Below are 16,711 nucleotides of genomic sequence, written 5' to 3'. Positions count from 1 at the left end.
TCGCTGGACACGCAGGCTTGCGGGCAAACAGCAGGTTACCGGGGGTTAACGAGAGCCGAACTCCTGTATTTGTCGGTGTGACTTGTCCCGTTTTGGCCGCACGCTGCTGGGATGACGTTCACCGTGTGCGTACGATTTTCGCGTGAGCTTGGTGTCGGCGTTACTGCTGACGGCGGTCGTGTCGTTGCTCGCGCTGATCGTCGGTGCGGGGGTGGCCGCCGTGGTCGCCCCCCGCATCGTGGCCAAGCGGCAGCAGCGCGAGGCTGATCAGGCAGGCCTGACGGTGTCGCAGATGCTGGACCACATCGTGTCCGCATCGCCCAACGGCATCGTCGTCGTCGACACGTTCAACGACGTGGTCTATGCCAACGACCGGGCCTCCGAACTGGGCGTCGTGCGCGACCGGCTGCTCGACGACCGGGCGTGGCGGGCCGCCGAGCAGGTGTTCGCCACCGGTCAGGCCATCGACGTCGACCTGTCGCCGCGCAAGCTTCCGCACCCCGGACGGTCGGGTATCTCGGTGCGCGGCTGGGTGCGGTTGCTGTCCGCCGAAGATCGCCGGTTCGCCGTCGTCTACGCCGACGACCAGTCCGAGCACGCCAGGATGGAAGCGACCCGGCGGGACTTCGTCGCGAACGTCAGCCACGAGCTCAAGACTCCGGTTGGTGCCATGCGGGTGCTGGCCGAGGCGCTGCAGGCTTCTGCCGACGACCCGGACATGGTGCGCCGCTTCTCCGACAAGATGGTGGCCGAATCGCTCCGGCTGGCCGACATGGTCGGCGAGCTGATCGAGCTGTCCCGCCTGCAGGGTGCCGAGCGGCTGCCCGACCTGGGTGCCGTCGATGTCGACACCGTGGTGTCCGAAGCGCTGTCGCGGCACAAGGTGGCCGCCGACAAGGCCGACATCGCGATCACCACCGACGCGCCGACCGGATACCGGGTGCTGGGTGACCAGACCCTGCTCGTGACGGCGATCGCAAATCTGGTTTCCAACGCAATTGCCTACTCGCCCAACGGATCCGGCATATCGATCAGTCGGCGCCGGCGGGGCGGCAGTGTCGAGATCGCGGTCACCGACCGTGGTATCGGCATCGCCAAGGCCGATCAGGAACGGGTCTTCGAGCGGTTCTTCCGGGTCGACAAGGCCCGTTCCCGCGCCACCGGCGGCACCGGACTGGGCCTGGCGATCGTCAAACATGTGGCAGCCAACCACAACGGAACCATCCGGCTGTGGAGTCAGCCGGGCACCGGGTCGACATTCACGTTGTCGATCCCGGCCTATCCCGAAACCGATGAGTCGACGAGTGACTCAGACGACCGAGAGGATTAGCGAGACCGATGACCAGCGTGTTGATCGTTGAGGACGAGGAGTCGCTGGCCGATCCCCTGGCATTCCTGCTTCGCAAGGAAGGCTTCGAGGCCACCGTTGTGGCCGATGGTCCCTCCGCACTGGCCGAGTTCGAGCGCTCCGGCGCCGATATCGTCCTGCTGGACCTGATGCTGCCGGGGATGAGCGGTACCGACGTCTGTAAGCAACTGCGTGCCCGGTCCAGTGTGCCGGTGATCATGGTCACCGCCCGCGACAGCGAGATCGACAAGGTCGTCGGCCTCGAGCTGGGCGCCGATGACTATGTCACCAAACCGTATTCGGCCCGCGAACTGATCGCGCGGATCCGCGCGGTGCTGCGCCGCGGCGTCGACACCGACGACAGTGCGATCGGTGACGGCGTGCTCGAGGCCGGCCCGGTGCGGATGGATGTCGAACGGCACGTCGTGAGCGTCAACGGGGAGCAGATCACGTTGCCGCTCAAGGAGTTCGACCTCCTGGAGTACCTGATGCGCAACAGTGGCCGGGTGCTCACCCGCGGCCAGCTGATCGACCGGGTGTGGGGTGCGGACTACGTGGGTGACACCAAAACCCTTGACGTGCATGTCAAGCGGCTGCGCTCCAAGATCGAGGCGGATCCGGCCAACCCGGTACACCTGGTCACCGTGCGCGGCCTCGGTTACAAGCTGGAGGGCTGAACCCCGTTGGAGGCCGGGGTCGCCCGATGCTCGGCGACGCGGGTCGCCGGATGCACGGCGACCAGCCCGAGGCCGCTGCGCCGCCGGCACATCGCGGCCAGTTCGGCGTAGGCCTTCTCGCCGAGCACCTCGGTGAGCTCGGGGGCGTACGACTCGAACACCGGGCGGGCGCCGACGTGGGCGTTGGGATCGCCGGTGCAGTACCAGTGCAGGTCGGCACCGCCCTCGCCCCAGCCGCGCCGGTCGTATTCGGTGATGACGGTCCGCAGGACCTGGGTGTCGTCGGGCCGGGTGATCCATTCCTGGCTCCGCCGGATCGGCAGCTGCCAGCACACGTCGGGCTTCATGGTCAGCGGCTCGACACCGAGTTTCAGGGCCTTGCTGTGCAGCGCGCACCCGATGCCGCCGGCGAAGCCCGGCCGGTTCAGAAAGATGCACGCCCCCTTGTACTTACGGGTGCGCAGGTTGGGCTTGCCGTCGTACTCGTCGTCTTCCAGGTAGCCCTTGCGGCCCAGGCCCTTCTCCCGGAACTGCCAGTCCTCGTCGGTCAGCTGTTTGACCGCGTCGTCGAGCCGGGCCCGGTCGTCGTCGTCAGAAAGGAACGCGCCATGCGAGCAGCAGCCGTCGTCCGGGCGGCCCTCGACGGTGCCCTTGCAGGCCGGTGTGCCGAACACACACGTCCAGCGGGACAACAACCACGTCATGTCGGCCGCGATCAGATGTGTCGCGTCCTCCGGGTCATAGAACTCCACCCATTCGCGGGCAAAGTCCAGTTCGACTTCGCCGGGATGCACATCTGTCACGGCGCAAACGGTACTCCCATATGCCTGAACGCATTTCCCAACCGGGCCACGACGCGTCGTGGGATGCGGCACAACCCGGGCCCGCGTATTCGGCGGGTTCCGGGAGGTCCGGCCACGAAGCGCTGGTCGACTGCGGTTAGGTTGGTGCGGTGCGGTTAGGCGTGCTCGATGTCGGTAGCAACACGGTTCATCTCCTCGTGGTGGATGCTCGCCGTGGCGGACATCCGACCCCGATGAGTTCCACCAAGGCGGCGCTGCGGCTCGCGGAGGCCATCGACAACTCGGGCAAGCTGACCCGCAAGGGTGCCGACAGCCTGGTGGCCACCGTCGACGAGTTCGCCAAGATCGCCACCAGCTCGGGATGTGCCGAATTGATGGCGTTTGCCACCTCGGCGGTGCGGGACGCCACCAACTCCGAGGAAGTGCTGGCCAGGGTGCGGGCCGAGACCGGGGTGTCCCTCGGTGTGCTCAGCGGCGTCGACGAATCCCGGCTGACCTTCCTGGCGGTGCGGCGCTGGTACGGCTGGAGCGCGGGCCGCATCATCAACATCGACATCGGCGGCGGCTCGCTGGAACTGTCCAGCGGGGTCGACGAAGAGCCCGAGGTGGCGCTGTCGCTGCCCCTGGGGGCGGGCAGGCTGACCAGGGAGTGGTTGGCCGAAGACCCACCTGGGCGGCGCCGGGTCGCGATGCTGCGGGACTGGCTGGCCACCGAGCTCGCCGACGCCGGGGCGACCATGCGCCGATCCGGGAACCCGGACCTGGCGGTGGCGACGTCGAAGACCTTCCGGTCGCTGGCCAGACTCACCGGGGCGGCCCCCTCTGGTGCAGGCCCGCGGGTCAAGCGGACCCTCACCGCCGCTGGATTAAGACAGCTCATAGCTTTCATCTCTAGGATGACAGCGGCTGACCGTGCCGAACTGGAAGGGGTGAGTGCCGAGCGGGCACCACAGATCGTGGCCGGTGCTTTGGTAGCTGAAGCTAGTATGCGAGCACTGGAGATCGATTCCGTCGACATTTGCCCCTGGGCGTTGCGGGAGGGGTTGATTCTGCGGAAACTCGACAGCGAGGCCGACGGCACAGCCTTGGTAGAGACGTCGGCGCGGGACGCCGGACGTGAAGTGAAGAGCTAGCCCCAAAGGCAACATAGGTATGACAGGACCAGAGAACACCCCACCCGGCACCCGACCGATCTCGGTAGCGGAGCTGCTGGCAAAGAACGGGACCATCGGGGCACCCCCGGTCGGCGGTCGCCGCCGACGGCGTCGCGGCAACAGCGACTCGGTGACCGTCGCCGAACTCACCGGCGAGATCCCGATCATCACCGACGACATCGAGCTCGAACCGCTCGGCGAATCGGTTCCCGACCCCGACCCACTGGTCGATACCGCCGTCGTGGCACCGATCGTGGACGAGCCGCGCGAAACGCGTGAGCCGCGCGAGCAACCGCAACCGCGCGACGAGGCCCGCGCCCGCAACGGGGGACGCAACGGCGCACCCCGGCCCCCTCGGGTCAAACCGGCCGTCCGGTCCGCCGAGCCCGACGATGTGCGCACCGACGCCGAGGACGACTACGACGCGCACCTGGCTGCGCGCGACGCCGACCCGGAACCCGTCGAGTTCCGGCCGCGTCCGCGCCGTGCGCCGAACAAGCGCCCGGCACGCGACTATCGGCCGTCGGGCACCGGCGCCGAGCGGATGAGCCCTGACCCCCTTTACGACCTCGACGAGGATGCCGCGGCGGAGCCCGCCGACGCGCTGGTCGAAGCCGACGCCCATGACGTCCAGGACGTCGACACCGGGTACGACGACTACGACGACGAGTACGGGGAGGGTTCCTACTCCTCGCTCGGCCCGTTGTTCGGCGGCGAGTCCGTCGCCGACGACATGGCCCGTCGCCCCCGGGGCCGCGGCGGCGTGGACGACATCGACGAGCTCGACGCAGACCTGTCCGAGGGCGCCCGCGAAGCCGACGCGTTCGACGAGCACGACGAATTCGACGAGGAACAGCCGCCCAGCTCCCCGATGGTCCGGGCGCTGTGGATCGTCGGCCAGTGCGTGATCGCGGTGGGCTTCGGTGCCGGTCTGTTCATCGCCTTCGATCAGCTGTGGAAGTGGAACACCATCGTCGCGCTGGTGCTCGGCGTGCTGGTGATCCTCGGCCTCGCCGGTGGCGTGCGGGTGGTCCGCAAGACCGAGGACATCGGCAGCACGCTGACCGCGGTGGCGGTCGGAGCGCTGGTCACCTTCGGACCGTTGGCTCTGTTGCAGGCGAGTTAGCGCCGCGCACGCGAGGAGTGGAAAAGGCGCCGCGCACGCGAGGAGCGAAACAGTCCCAGTACACAATTGGGTTGTGCGCCCCGCCATCAAGATCGGTCTGTCCACCGCCTCGGTCTATCCGCTGAGGACGGAGGCCGCCTTCGAGCACGCCGCCCGCCTCGGGTACGACGGTGTCGAGCTGATGGTGTGGGCGGAGTCGGTGAGCCAGGACATCGACACCGTGGCGAAGATGTCGGCCCATTACGGGGTGCCGGTGTTGTCCGTGCACGCGCCCTGCCTGCTGATCTCGCAGCGGGTGTGGGGGGCCAACCCGATCCCGAAGTTGGAACGCAGCGTGCGCGCCGCCGAACAGCTGGGCGCGCAGACGGTCGTCGTCCATCCGCCGTTCCGCTGGCAGCGCCGCTACGCCGAGGGATTCAGCGACCAGGTCGCCCGGCTGGAAGCCGACAGCGAGGTCCTGGTGGCCGTCGAGAACATGTTCCCGTTCCGCGCCGACCGGTTCTTCGGGGCCGGCGGCACGTCCATCGAGCGGATGCGCAAGCGCGGCGGCGGGCCCGGCCCCGGCATCTCCGCGTTCGCGCCGTCCTACGACCCGCTGGACGGCAACCACGCGCACTACACGCTCGATCTGAGCCACACCGCGACCGCGGGCACCGACGCCTTGGACATGGCCCGGCGCATGGGCGACGGCCTCGTGCACCTGCATCTGTGCGACGGCAACGGGGCCTCCACCGACGAACACCTGGTCCCCGGTCGCGGCGGCCAGCCCACCGTCGAGGTGTGCCAGATGCTGGCGGCGAGCGATTTCTCGGGCCACGTCGTCCTGGAGGTCACCACCTCGACGGCCAAGACGGCCGCCGAACGCGAGGAGCTGCTGACCGAGTCGTTGCAGTTCGCCCGCACGCACCTGTTGCGCTGAACCGATCCCGCCGACCCCACAGAGGACCGCACATGACTGGCTCGACCCTGTTCACCGATGCGATGGCGCTGACGCCCGCGGGCGACGGCGTCTATCACGGTGCGCTCAACGAGCACTGGACGATCGGGCCCAAGGTGCACGGCGGCGCGATGCTGGCGCTGTGTGCCAACGCGGCCCGCACCGAGCTGGGCACGTCGGCGCAGCCGCTGGCGATCTCGGGCAACTACCTGTGGGCACCCGACCCGGGCCCGATGCAGGTGGTCACCACGGTGCGCAAGCGCGGCCGCCGGATCGGGCTGGTGGACGTCGAACTCCGGCAGGGGGAGCGCACCGCGGTGACGGTGTCGGTCACCCTCGGCGAACCCGAGCACCACGTGCCGCCGCTGCTGTCGTTCAACCCGGTGATCCCGTTGATGACGCCGGAACCGCCACCGGGGCTGGAGTCGATCGGGCCGGGGCATCCGATGGAGCACGTCGTGCACCTGGCGCACGGCTGCGACATCCGGCCGGCGCTGCACACCATGGGGCCGCGTACCGATGGTGGCCCGCCCGTGTTCGAGTACTGGGTGCGGCCCAAGGGAGTCGCTCCCGACGTCCTGTTCGCCCTTCTGTGCGGCGATGTCTCGGCTCCGGTGACATTTGCCGTGGAACGCACCGGTTGGGCGCCCACGGTCCAGCTGACGGCCTATCTGCGGGCATTGCCGGCCGACGGCTGGCTGCGGGTGATGTGTACCTCGGTGCAAATCGGCCAGGACTGGTTCGACGAGGACCACATCGTGGTCGACTGCGAGGGCCGGATCATCGTGCAGTCGCGGCAGTTGGCGATGGTCCCGGCGAAGTCCTGACGCGGGCGGCGTCCATGCCGCCCTGACGCCGGAGGCGTCCACGCAGCACCGACCGGCGGACGTGGAATGCTGTCGCCCATGTCGAGAATCGCGATAATCGGCGGCGGAAGCATGGGCGAGGCGCTGCTGTCGGGGCTGTTACGGGCTGGCAGGCAGGTCAAGGACATGGTCGTCGCGGAGAAGTTCCCGGACCGGGCCAAGTACCTGGCGGACAAGTACTCGGTGCAGGTGGCCTCGGTGGTGGCTGCCGCCGAGAACGCCACCTATGTGGTCATCGCGGTCAAGCCGGCCGACGTCGAGAAGGTGATCGACGAGATCGCCGAGGCGGCGGTACGCGCCGACAGCGACACCGCCGAGCAGGTGTTCGTCTCCATCGCGGCAGGTGTGGCCACGTCGTACTACGAGAACAAGCTGCCTGCCGGATCGCCGGTGATCCGGGTCATGCCCAACTCTCCGATCGTGGTCGGCGGCGGGGTCAGTGCCCTGGCGCGGGGCCGGTTCGCCACCGCCGAGCAGCTCAAGGACGTCTCGGCGATCTTCGATGCGGTCGGTGGCGTGATCACCGTGGGCGAGTCGCAGCTGGATGCGGTGACCGCGGTTTCCGGCTCGGGGCCTGCGTACTTCTTCCTGATGGTCGAGGCCCTGGTGGATGCGGGCGTGGAATCGGGTCTGTCGCGGGCGGTGGCCACCGATCTGGCGGTGCAGACGATGGCCGGCTCGGCCGCGATGCTGCTGGAACGTCTCGATGAGGTGAATGCGGCCGGCGGCGCCGCGCTGGACACCACGCCGGCTCAATTGCGGGCGATGGTGACCTCTCCGGCCGGGACGACGGCCGCTGGGCTGCGGGAACTTGAGCGTGGGGGATTGCGGGCCGCGGTCTCCAACGCCGTTCAGGCCGCGAAAACGCGCTCTGAGCAGCTCGGAATTACATCTGAGTAATTAGATTAATTCCAACTGATTAGCCCACACCCGTCGCAGTAACCCCACCCGCCACGCTATTCTCCCTTTGTATGCGCGGGTCGGTGCCAGCGGTGGGGAAGCCGCTGGAACTGCCTGTGCCTGATTGATTGGGTTGCGATGACGTCTATGAACGGGCCATCGGCGCGGGATGCTGGCGACGGTCAGCCTCGAGCTCAATTTCTGACGGTCGCCGAAGTGGCGAACTTGATGAGGGTCTCGAAGATGACGGTGTACCGGTTGGTGCACAACGGTGAACTGCCTGCGGTTCGAGTGGGCCGATCGTTCCGGGTCCACGCCAAGGCAGTCCACGATCTGCTGGAGTCCTCGTACTTCGACGCCGGATAGGCACACACCGCAGCGGTCTGGGCGCCTCGAGCAGGCTGGCGTTTTCCGTTTCGGTGGCAGGCCCGGGTAAAGTGACCGGGTCAACCATCCAGCGTGAGTAGCGGAGACACCAGACTTTATGGGCTCAGTCATCAAGAAGCGGCGTAAGCGTATGTCGAAGAAGAAGCACCGCAAGCTGCTTCGCCGTACTCGGGTGCAGCGTAGAAAACTCGGCAAGTAGCTTTCCGCTGCGGCCGCTAGGCTGAGCCGATGGATTCTGATGGTCGTTCGGGGGGACGCCCGACGGGAGTCCCCGGGTCCCCTGGTGCGGATTCGCCCGGTGGAGCACAATCCGCCGACGCGGCGCCCTCTCCGAAAGTAGTCCTGGTCACGGGTGCGTGCCGGTTCCTCGGTGGTTATCTGACCGCCAGACTGGCGCAGAACCCGTCGATCGAGCATGTCATCGCCGTGGATGCGGTGGTACCCAGCAAGGACCTCATGCGTCGGATGGGGCGGGCGGAATTCGTCCGCGCCGACATCCGCAACCCGTTTATCGCCAAGGTGATCCGAAACGGCAACGTGGACACCGTCGTGCATGCCGCGGCGGCGTCCTACGCGCCGAGGTCCGGAGGCCGGGCCACGTTGAAGGAACTCAACGTGATGGGCGCGATCCAGCTGTTCGCGGCGTGCCAGAAGGCACCGTCGGTCCGGCGGGTCGTGCTCAAGTCCACCTCGGAGGTGTACGGCGCGAGCCCGCGTGACTCGGTGATGTTCAGCGAGGAGAGCGCGGCCCGGCGTCCGCCGGGCGACGGGTTCGCCCGCGACAGCATGGACATCGAGGGTTACGCCCGCGGCCTGGCGCGACGTCGTCCGGACATCAGCCTGACCATCCTGCGGCTGGCCAACATGATCGGTCCGGCGATGGACACCGCGCTGTCGCGGTATCTGGCGGGGCCGGTGGTCCCGTCGGTCTTCGGGCAGGACGCGCGGCTGCAACTGCTGCACGAACAGGACGCCCTCGGTGCGCTCGAACGTGCGAGCATGGCCGGCAAGGCGGGCACGTTCAACATCGGTGCCTCGGGCATCATCATGATGAGCCAGGCGATTCGCCGTTCGGGACGCATCCGGGTCCCGGTCCCGCGCGGGGCGTTGTCGGCGATCAATTCACTCAGTCGCGCAACGCGTTACACCGAACTCGACCGCGAACAGATGAACTATCTGAGCTACGGCCGGGTCATGGACACTACGCGAATGCACAGGGATCTGGGCTACAGTCCCAAGTGGACGACCGCCGAGGCATTCGACGACTACGTCCGTGGTCGCGGATTGACACCGATACTCGATCCGCGATGGGTACGCTCAATGGAGAGTCGCGCCGTGGGGGTGGCGCAGCGTTTGGGATATTAGAACTGGCTCTATCCGGGGTGGGAGAAGGTATCGACGTGGCGGGTGAATCCAAAGCGAAAGTTATTCCGCTACATGGGAACTCGAGCCGTTCCTCTGCTGCGCGCCGGGCTGCCGCCCGGGCCGACAGTGCCCGCAGGCATCCGTCTGTCCTGGCCGATCCGGGTAGCCGGGCCTCGGCCGAGCAAATCGCCGCGGTAGTTCGGGAGATCGATCAGCGGCGCAGCAGCGTCTCGGGCTCGTCGGGGGTCGACGACGGCCCCAGCGAACTCGTCAAGGGCATCGCGGCGGTGTCGGAATTCGTCCGCACCCGGATGGCCGGCGAGTACTCGGTGGACGAGTTCGGGTTCGACCCGCACATCACCAACGCAATCTTTTTACCTTTGCTGAGAACGTTTTTCAGGTCCTGGTTCCGGGTCGAGGTCTCGGGTATCGAGAACCTGCCCGAAAGCGGTGCGGCGCTCGTGGTGGCCAACCACGCCGGGGTGCTGCCCTTCGACGGGCTGATGACCCAGGTGGCCGTGCACGACCACCACCCCCTGCACCGCGATCTGCGGCTGCTGGCCGCCGACCTGGTTTTCGACCTGCCGATGGTCGGACAGGCCGCGCGCAAGGCCGGGCACACCGTGGCCTGCACCACCGACGCGCACCGGCTGCTCGCCAACGGGGAGCTCACCGCCGTGTTCCCGGAGGGGTTCAAAGGGCTGGGCAAGAACTTCAAGGACCGCTACAAGCTGCAGCGGTTCGGCCGTGGGGGCTTCGTCTCCGCAGCTCTGCGGGCACAGGCGCCGATCGTGCCGTGCTCGATCGTCGGGTCCGAGGAGATCTACCCGATGATGGCCGACGTCAAGCTGCTGGCCCGGTTGCTCGGTCTGCCGTACTTCCCGGTGACTCCGTTGTTCCCGCTGGCCGGTCCGCTCGGGCTGATGCCGTTGCCGTCCAAGTGGCACATCCAGTTCGGCGAGCCGATCGAGACGGCCGATTACGACGAGAGCGCCGCCGACGATCCGATGATCACGTTCGAACTCACCGATCAGGTTCGCGAGACCATCCAGTACACGCTGTATCAGCTGCTGGCGGGTCGTCGAAACATGTTCTTCGGCTGAGTTTTTCGCCTCATTTCACATCGCGACCAGAAACAAGAACTGCCCACTTCCACGCGGAAGTGGGCAGTTTTGTCTGCGTGGGCAAAGAAAAATCAGGCGCCGGACTTTTGCCCGGCAACCATCTTGGCGATCGCGGCATCGCGTGCGGCGGCGATCTGTGAACTGATCTCGTCGGCCTCGTCGATGGCCGCCTCACCCAGCATGGTGACGATGCTTGTGGCAACCGGGTTGCCGTCGTCGTCGGTGACCTCGGCCCGGACCTCGGCGATCACGGTGCCGTGCGATTCGATCACCGAGTCCAGGTACGAGTCGAACCACAGCTTGTCGCCGACCAGGATGGGCCGGTGGAAGATCAGCTTCTGGTCGCGGTGCAGCACGCGCTCCAGGTTGATCGGGATGTCGAACTTGTCGAACAGCTCCAGCTGGACCCGCCGACCGGCAACCGCCAGGAACGTCACCGACGCCACGACCGAGTCGTGGCCGTACTCCTTGGCGGCTTCGGCGTCGTAGAGCGCCGGATGCTCGTCTTTGACCGCGCGGGCGAACTCGCGGACCTTCTCCCGGCCGACCTCGAAGTAGTCGGGGTACCGGTAGTGCGTCCCGATGATGTTTGCGGCGATGCTCATGTTCCCTGCGCTGTTCGGTATGCGGTGCGCGGTGCGCACAAACGTGCATGGCAGCGGAGCCCATGGCGAGGGCCCGCCGCGGCAGCTTATCAGCGCGGGTGGCCCGCTCAGCGAATGTCGTGGCGGCGCGAGGCGGCGGCCGCCAGCGCGCCGCCCAGTGCACCGAGGGCCAGGGCCGACGGGACGCCGATGCGGGCTGCCTTGCGTGCGGTGCGGAAATCGCGGATCTCCCAGCCCCGTTCCCTGGCCACGTCGCGCAGGGCGGCGTCGGGGTTGATCGCCACCGCCGTTCCGACCAGCGACAGCATCGGCACGTCGTTGAAGCTGTCCGAATAGGCGGTGCACCGGCGCAGGTTGAGACCCTCCCGGATGGCCAGCGACCGCACCGCGTGGGCCTTGCCGGTGCCGTGGAGGATGTCGCCGACCAGCCGGCCGGTGAACACTCCGTCCACCGATTCGGCGACCGTGCCCAGCGCGCCCGTCAGGCCCAGGCGCCGGGCGATCGTGGCGGCCAGCTCGTACGGGGTCGCGGTGACCAGCCACACCTGCTGTCCGGCGTCCAGGTGCATCTGAGCCAGGGCCCGGGTCCCCGGCCAGATCTTGTCGGCGATGATCTCGTCGTAGATGTCCTCGCCGAGCTCGACGAGTTCGGCGGTCGAGCGGCCCTCGATGAATGCCAGGGCCTTCTGCTTGCCCTCGGCGACGTCGTCGCTGTTCTCCTTGCCGGTGAACTGGAACTTGGCCTGCGCCAGCACGAAGCCCAGGACGTCGCGGTAGGTGAAGTACTTGCGCGCGGCCAGGCCGCGGGCGAAATGCACCAGCGACGATCCGTGTACCAGGGTGTTGTCGACGTCGAAGAACGCCGCGGCCGTCAGATCCGGTGGCGGTGCCGGTGTCCCGACAGGGTCGGTGTCGGACTCGAGCTCGGTGACAGCGAGTTCGGCGCTCGCCTCGCCGCCAAGTTCCTGTTCGAGCGCATCGGCACTACCGGATTCGGGCACGTTTTCACCCTAAGTCACGGCGCCGGGATACTGGCGGTGTGGAGCGCGAGCAGGCGGGTGGCGGCGGTCGGGCCGGCGGGGGGACGGCGGGGGGAACACTGTGACGTTGCTGACCCGGGCGGGGTGCAGTATGTGCGAGCGGGCGGCCCGGCAGCTGGCCGTGCTGCACGAGGAACTGGAATTCGAGCTGGTGACCACGGACGTAGACGAGGCCGTAGCGGCCGGTGACGCCTCGCTGCGGGCCCGGTACGGCGACCTGTTGCCGGTGATTTTGCTGAACGGGACCGAACACAGCTACTGGGATGTCGACGAGCAGGCGCTTCGGGCTGACCTTCCCACCAGATGAAATTTGGTGGGCGGGCGGGAAACGATTACCTTGGTGACGTGGTGATGAAGCCGTGAGTGTGCTGCTATTCGGGGTTTCGCACCGCAGCGCGCCGGTGTCTGTTCTCGAACAGTTGAGCACTGACGAGTCGGATCAGGCCAAGATCATCGACGAGGTGCTGCGGTCCTCGTTGGTCACAGAGGCGATGGTCCTGTCCACCTGCAACCGCGTCGAGATATACGCCGTGGTCGAGGCCTTCCACGGCGGCCTGTCGATCATCGGGCAGGTGCTCTCCGAGCACTCCGGCATGTCTCTCAACGACCTCACCAAATACGCCTACGTGCGCTACGCCGAGGCTGCCGTCGAGCATCTGTTCGCGGTGACCAGCGGCCTGGATTCGGCCGTCATCGGTGAGGCCCAGGTGCTGGGGCAGGTGCGTCGCGCCTATGCGTCGGCCGAGGAACACCAGACCGTCGGGCGCACCCTGCACGAGCTGGCCCAGCGGGCGCTCAACGTCGGCAAGCGGGTGCACTCCGAGACCGGGATCGACGCCGCCGGCGCATCCGTCGTCTCGGTCGCCCTCGGAATGGCCGAAACCAAACTCAGCGGCGGGCTCGCCGGGCGTACCGCGGCCGTGATCGGCGCGGGCTCGATGGGCGCGCTGGCCGGCGCGCACCTGGTGCGGGCCGGGATCGAGCGGGTTCATGTGGTGAACCGCTCACTGCCGCGCGCCGAGCGCCTGGCCGAGAACCTCACCGAACAGGGTGTGCAGGCGCAGGCCTTCTCCCTGGACCATCTGGAGGAGGCGCTGGCCGAGGCCGACGTCGTCGTCAGCAGCACGGGCGCGGTGCGCCCGGTGGTCTCCCTGGCCGACGTGCACCATGCCCTGGCGCAGCGCAACGCCGCCGCCGGTGGCGATCGGCAGCTGGTGATCTGCGATCTCGGCATGCCGCGCGACGTGGATCCGGCGGTGGCCGGGCTGCCCGGTGTGTGGGTGGTCGACATGGACCGGATCCAGCGCGAGCCGTCGGCACGGGCCGCGGCCACCGACGCCGACGCGGCCCGCACGATCGTTGCCACGGAGGTTGCCAACTACCTGGCCGGTCAGCGGATGGCCGAGGTCACCCCGACGGTCACCGCGCTGCGGCAGCGGGCCGCCGATGTGGTCGAGGCCGAGCTGCTGCGCCTGGACAACCGGCTGCCCGGGTTGGAGGCGACCCACCGCGACGAGGTGGCCAAGACGGTCCGCCGAGTCGTCGACAAGCTTTTGCACGCGCCCACGGTGCGGGTGAAACAACTCGCCAGCGCTCCTGGCGGGGACAGCTACGCAGAGGCCCTGCGTGAGCTGTTCGAACTCGATCCGCAGGCCGTCGAAGCTGTGGCGGCCAGCGAATTGCCCTTCATGACAACAGATCTCGATAAGTCTGAGTAGAGCTTGGTAGAAACGCGCGATACGGTGATCCGGATCGGCACCCGGGGTAGCCTGCTGGCGACCACGCAGGCCGGCACCATCAGGGACGCTTTGCTGGCCGCCGGTCACGCCTGCGAGCTGGTGATCATTTCGACCGAGGGCGACCGCAACCAGGGCCCCATCGCCGAAATCGGCGTCGGGGTCTTCACCGCGGCCCTGCGAGAGGCGATCCACGACGGCCGGGTGGACATGGCCGTGCACTCCTACAAAGATTTGCCCACCGCGCGTGACGACCGGTTCGTGATCGCCGCCGTCCCGCCCCGTGAGGACCCCCGTGACGCGCTGGTGGCACGGGACGGATTGGTACTCGGAGAGTTGCCGGCAGGGTCTGTGATCGGCACGTCGAGTGCGCGACGGGCCGCGCAGCTTAGAGCACTGGGTCTCGGTTTGGAAATTCGCCCCCTACGAGGCAACCTAGATACCAGGTTGAACAGGGTTACGAGCGGTGATCTCGACGCCGTCGTGGTCGCCCGCGCGGGTCTCGCCCGTATCGGACGCCTCGATGCAGTCACCGAGTCGCTCGAGCCGGTGCAGATGTTGCCAGCGCCGGCTCAGGGTGCGCTCGCGGTGGAATGCCGCGCCGGCGACACCGAGCTGATTTCGGTGCTGTCGGAGTTGGATGACACCGACACGCGCGCCGCGGTCACCGCCGAACGGACCCTGCTCGCCGAACTGGAGGCGGGCTGTTCCGCACCGGTCGGCGCGATCGCAGAAGTGGTCGAGTCGATCGATGAGGACGGCAATGTCTTCGAGGAGCTGTCGTTACGCGGCTGCGTAGCGACGCTGGACGGATCCGACGTGATTCGTGCGTCCGGCATCGGAACTCCCGATCGGGCCGCTGAACTGGGTGTCTCGGTGGCCGCGGAGCTTTTCGAGCTGGGTGCACGCGAGCTGTTGGTAGAGCGCGGGAGTGAAGAATGACCATGCGAGGTCGCAAGGCGAAGCCCGGCCGCATCACATTTGTGGGCTCGGGCCCGGGAGATCCGGGGCTGCTGACGGCACGGGCGCAAACCGTGCTGGCGCACGCCGATTTGGTGTTCACCGATCCCGACGTCCCAGAAGCTGTGTTGGCCCTGATCGGCACCGAACTGCCGCCCGCGTCCGGCCCGGCCCCGGCTGAGCCTGCCAAGGCCGACGCCGCCGCGGACTCCGCGGACGCCGGCACCGCCGACGCCGTGCAGGCTGCCGTCATCGCCGGCGGACCCGAGATCCGCCCCGCTCTCGGCGACCCTGCCGAGGTGGCCAAGACGCTGGTCGCCGAGGCCCGCCACGGCTACGACGTGGTGCGCCTGGTCGCCGGGGATCCGCTGTCGGTGGACGCCGTCATCACCGAGATCGGCGCGCTGGCCAAGTCCCACGTGAACTTTGAGATCGTCCCCGGGCTGCCCGCGACCAGTGCGGTGCCCACCTACGCAGGCCTGCCGCTGGGCTCGTCGCACACCGTGGCCGATGTCCGCGGCGACGTGGACTGGGCGGCGCTCGCCGCTGCACCCGGGCCGCTGATCCTGCACGCGACCGCGTCGCACCTGCCGGATGCCGCGCGCACCCTGATCGAGCAGGGGCTGGTCGACAGCACCCCGGCTGTGGTGACCGCGAGCGGCACCACCTGCCAGCAGCGATCGGTGGAGACCACGCTCGGTGGCCTGATCGACAAGACTGCGTTGGACAAGCCTGCGGGCAGCGAGCTGGCCGGGCCGCTCACCGGTCCGCTGGTCGTCACCATCGGCAAGACCGTGGCCAACCGGGCCAAGCTGAACTGGTGGGAGAGCCGCGCCCTGTACGGCTGGACCGTGCTGGTGCCGCGCACCAAGGATCAGGCCGGCGAGATGAGCGAGAAGCTCGTGGGCCACGGTGCCCTGCCGATCGAGGTGCCGACCATCGCCGTCGAGCCGCCGCGCAGCCCCGCGCAGATGGAGCGCGCGGTCAAGGGTCTGGTCGACGGCCGGTTCCAGTGGGTGGTGTTCACCTCCACCAACGCCGTGCGTGCGGTGTGGGAGAAGTTCAACGAGTTCGGCCTGGACGCCCGGGCGTTCTCGGGCGTGAAGATCGCGTGTGTCGGACAGGCCACCGCCGACAAGGTGCGGGCGTTCGGCATCAATCCCGAGCTGGTTCCGTCGGGGGAGCAGTCCTCACTCGGCCTGCTCGACGAGTTCCCGCCGTTCGACGAGGTTTTCGATCCGGTGAACCGGGTGCTGCTGCCGCGTGCCGACATCGCCACCGAGACGCTGGCCGAGGGCCTGCGCGAGCGCGGCTGGGAGATCGAGGACGTCACCGCCTACCGGACCGTCCGTGCGGCTCCGCCGCCGGCGCAGACCCGCGAGATGATCAAGACCGGTGGTTTCGACGCGGTCTGCTTCACCTCGAGCTCCACGGTGCGCAACCTGGTCGGTATCGCAGGCAAGCCGCACGCCCGGACGATCGTGGCCTGCATCGGCCCGAAGACCGCTGAGACCGCAGCGGAATTCGGCCTGCGGGTGGATGTGCAGCCCGAGTCGGCCGCGGTGGGTCCGCTGGTCGACGCGCTCGCCGAGCACGCAGCCCGCTTGCGCGCCGAAGGGGCACTGCCTCCGCCGCGCAAGAAGAGCCGCCGCAGGTAGACACCCGCCGAAACGGTTCCAGCAG

The 16,711-nt window shown here is 68.0% G+C and carries 18 protein-coding genes; 15 read left to right on the top strand and 3 right to left on the bottom strand.

Annotation, left to right across the window (positions count from 1 at the left end; genetic code table 11):
- The first annotated feature begins 142 nt into the window (after window positions 1-142).
- A complete protein-coding gene (locus ACNQR1_RS31945; RefSeq protein WP_418049529.1) occupies window positions 143-1,330 on the top strand; it encodes a sensor histidine kinase in 1,188 nt (395 codons plus the stop codon).
- Window positions 1,331-1,338: 8 nt separating this feature from the next.
- A complete protein-coding gene (regX, locus tag ACNQR1_RS31940; protein WP_418049528.1) occupies window positions 1,339-2,025 on the top strand; it encodes a two-component sensory transduction protein RegX in 687 nt (228 codons plus the stop codon).
- Here regX and ACNQR1_RS31935 read toward each other — a convergent pair.
- On the bottom strand, window positions 2,007-2,828 hold the full coding sequence (locus ACNQR1_RS31935) for a hypothetical protein (RefSeq protein WP_418049527.1): 822 nt from the start codon (window positions 2,826-2,828) through the stop codon (window positions 2,007-2,009). The genes regX and ACNQR1_RS31935 overlap by 19 nt on opposite strands.
- 149 nt (window positions 2,829-2,977) lie before the next feature.
- On the opposite strand from ACNQR1_RS31935, the gene ACNQR1_RS31930 reads away from it, so the two are divergent.
- From ACNQR1_RS31930 to ACNQR1_RS31890, 9 genes are all read left to right on the top strand, one after another.
- Complete coding sequence (locus tag ACNQR1_RS31930; protein WP_418049526.1) at window positions 2,978-3,961, top strand: hypothetical protein; 984 nt, start codon at window positions 2,978-2,980, stop codon at window positions 3,959-3,961.
- A gap of 19 nt (window positions 3,962-3,980) precedes the next feature.
- Window positions 3,981-5,108: an FUSC family protein gene (locus ACNQR1_RS31925; RefSeq protein WP_418049525.1), complete on the top strand. Its 1,128-nt coding sequence runs from the start codon at window positions 3,981-3,983 to the stop codon at window positions 5,106-5,108.
- 73 nt (window positions 5,109-5,181) lie between these two features.
- Complete coding sequence (locus ACNQR1_RS31920; RefSeq protein ID WP_418049524.1) at window positions 5,182-6,027, top strand: sugar phosphate isomerase/epimerase family protein; 846 nt, start codon at window positions 5,182-5,184, stop codon at window positions 6,025-6,027.
- Window positions 6,028-6,059: 32 nt separating this feature from the next.
- Window positions 6,060-6,872, top strand: coding sequence for a thioesterase family protein (locus tag ACNQR1_RS31915; RefSeq protein ID WP_418049523.1), 813 nt, complete (start codon window positions 6,060-6,062; stop codon window positions 6,870-6,872).
- Window positions 6,873-6,950: 78 nt separating this feature from the next.
- Window positions 6,951-7,811 carry a pyrroline-5-carboxylate reductase gene (proC, locus tag ACNQR1_RS31910; protein ID WP_418049522.1) on the top strand — a complete coding sequence of 287 codons (861 nt, stop codon included), beginning with the start codon at window positions 6,951-6,953 and terminating at the stop codon, window positions 7,809-7,811.
- A 138-nt stretch (window positions 7,812-7,949) separates the two neighbouring features.
- Complete coding sequence (locus ACNQR1_RS31905) at window positions 7,950-8,177, top strand: cell division/environmental response transcriptional regulator (protein WP_029110679.1); 228 nt, start codon at window positions 7,950-7,952, stop codon at window positions 8,175-8,177.
- A 118-nt stretch (window positions 8,178-8,295) separates the two neighbouring features.
- Window positions 8,296-8,397 carry a 30S ribosomal protein bS22 gene (locus ACNQR1_RS31900; protein ID WP_003402602.1) on the top strand — a complete coding sequence of 34 codons (102 nt, stop codon included), beginning with the start codon at window positions 8,296-8,298 and terminating at the stop codon, window positions 8,395-8,397.
- Window positions 8,398-8,426: 29 nt separating this feature from the next.
- Entirely contained in the window at window positions 8,427-9,563 is a 1,137-nt protein-coding gene (locus tag ACNQR1_RS31895; protein ID WP_418049521.1) for an SDR family oxidoreductase, read from the top strand.
- 29 nt (window positions 9,564-9,592) lie between these two features.
- Window positions 9,593-10,666, top strand: a complete 1,074-nt coding sequence (locus ACNQR1_RS31890; RefSeq protein ID WP_418050584.1) for a lysophospholipid acyltransferase family protein — start codon at window positions 9,593-9,595, stop codon at window positions 10,664-10,666.
- A gap of 92 nt (window positions 10,667-10,758) precedes the next feature.
- On the opposite strand, the gene ACNQR1_RS31885 is transcribed toward ACNQR1_RS31890, so the two are convergent.
- Complete coding sequence (locus ACNQR1_RS31885; protein WP_090516009.1) at window positions 10,759-11,292, bottom strand: FAS1-like dehydratase domain-containing protein; 534 nt, start codon at window positions 11,290-11,292, stop codon at window positions 10,759-10,761.
- A gap of 107 nt (window positions 11,293-11,399) precedes the next feature.
- Entirely contained in the window at window positions 11,400-12,293 is an 894-nt protein-coding gene (locus ACNQR1_RS31880) for an HAD family hydrolase (protein WP_418049520.1), read from the bottom strand.
- A 100-nt stretch (window positions 12,294-12,393) separates the two neighbouring features.
- On the opposite strand from ACNQR1_RS31880, the gene ACNQR1_RS31875 reads away from it, so the two are divergent.
- Genes ACNQR1_RS31875 through ACNQR1_RS31860 form a run of 4 tightly spaced genes read left to right on the top strand, consistent with a single transcriptional unit; the run spans window position 12,394 to window position 16,686 of the window.
- Window positions 12,394-12,639, top strand: a complete 246-nt coding sequence (locus tag ACNQR1_RS31875; protein ID WP_418049519.1) for a glutaredoxin family protein — start codon at window positions 12,394-12,396, stop codon at window positions 12,637-12,639.
- 52 nt (window positions 12,640-12,691) lie between these two features.
- The gene (locus ACNQR1_RS31870) at window positions 12,692-14,050 is read left to right on the top strand and encodes a glutamyl-tRNA reductase (protein WP_418049518.1); all 1,359 of its coding nucleotides are present in this window, start codon (window positions 12,692-12,694) and stop codon (window positions 14,048-14,050) included.
- Between the two features lie 24 nt (window positions 14,051-14,074).
- Window positions 14,075-15,010: a hydroxymethylbilane synthase gene (gene hemC / locus ACNQR1_RS31865; RefSeq protein WP_418050583.1), complete on the top strand. Its 936-nt coding sequence runs from the start codon at window positions 14,075-14,077 to the stop codon at window positions 15,008-15,010.
- Window positions 15,007-16,686: a uroporphyrinogen-III synthase gene (locus tag ACNQR1_RS31860; protein WP_418049517.1), complete on the top strand. Its 1,680-nt coding sequence runs from the start codon at window positions 15,007-15,009 to the stop codon at window positions 16,684-16,686. The genes hemC and ACNQR1_RS31860 overlap by 4 nt, the downstream gene beginning before the upstream one ends.
- Window positions 16,687-16,711: the final 25 nt, after the last annotated feature.

It is taken from the genome of Mycobacterium sp. 48b (assembly GCF_048282725.1).
GTDB lineage: Bacteria > Actinomycetota > Actinomycetes > Mycobacteriales > Mycobacteriaceae > Mycobacterium.
The sequence above is the reverse complement of the archived record's forward strand: the minus strand, read 5'-3'. Positions and strand labels throughout refer to the sequence as shown.

Bases quoted from the DNA above. Each gene is read 5' to 3' on its own strand.
- ACNQR1_RS31925 (WP_418049525.1), top strand. From the start codon at position 3,981: ATGACAGGACCAGAGAACACCCCACCCGGCACCCGACCGATCTCGGTA.
- ACNQR1_RS31915 (WP_418049523.1), top strand. From the start codon at position 6,060: ATGACTGGCTCGACCCTGTTCACCGATGCGATGGCGCTGACGCCCGCG.
- proC (WP_418049522.1), top strand. From the start codon at position 6,951: ATGTCGAGAATCGCGATAATCGGCGGCGGAAGCATGGGCGAGGCGCTG.
- ACNQR1_RS31905 (WP_029110679.1), top strand. From the start codon at position 7,950: ATGACGTCTATGAACGGGCCATCGGCGCGGGATGCTGGCGACGGTCAG.
- regX (WP_418049528.1), top strand. From the start codon at position 1,339: ATGACCAGCGTGTTGATCGTTGAGGACGAGGAGTCGCTGGCCGATCCC.
- ACNQR1_RS31885 (WP_090516009.1), bottom strand. From the start codon at position 11,292: ATGAGCATCGCCGCAAACATCATCGGGACGCACTACCGGTACCCCGAC.
- ACNQR1_RS31900 (WP_003402602.1), top strand. From the start codon at position 8,296: ATGGGCTCAGTCATCAAGAAGCGGCGTAAGCGTATGTCGAAGAAGAAG.
- ACNQR1_RS31860 (WP_418049517.1), top strand. From the start codon at position 15,007: ATGACCATGCGAGGTCGCAAGGCGAAGCCCGGCCGCATCACATTTGTG.
- ACNQR1_RS31895 (WP_418049521.1), top strand. From the start codon at position 8,427: ATGGATTCTGATGGTCGTTCGGGGGGACGCCCGACGGGAGTCCCCGGG.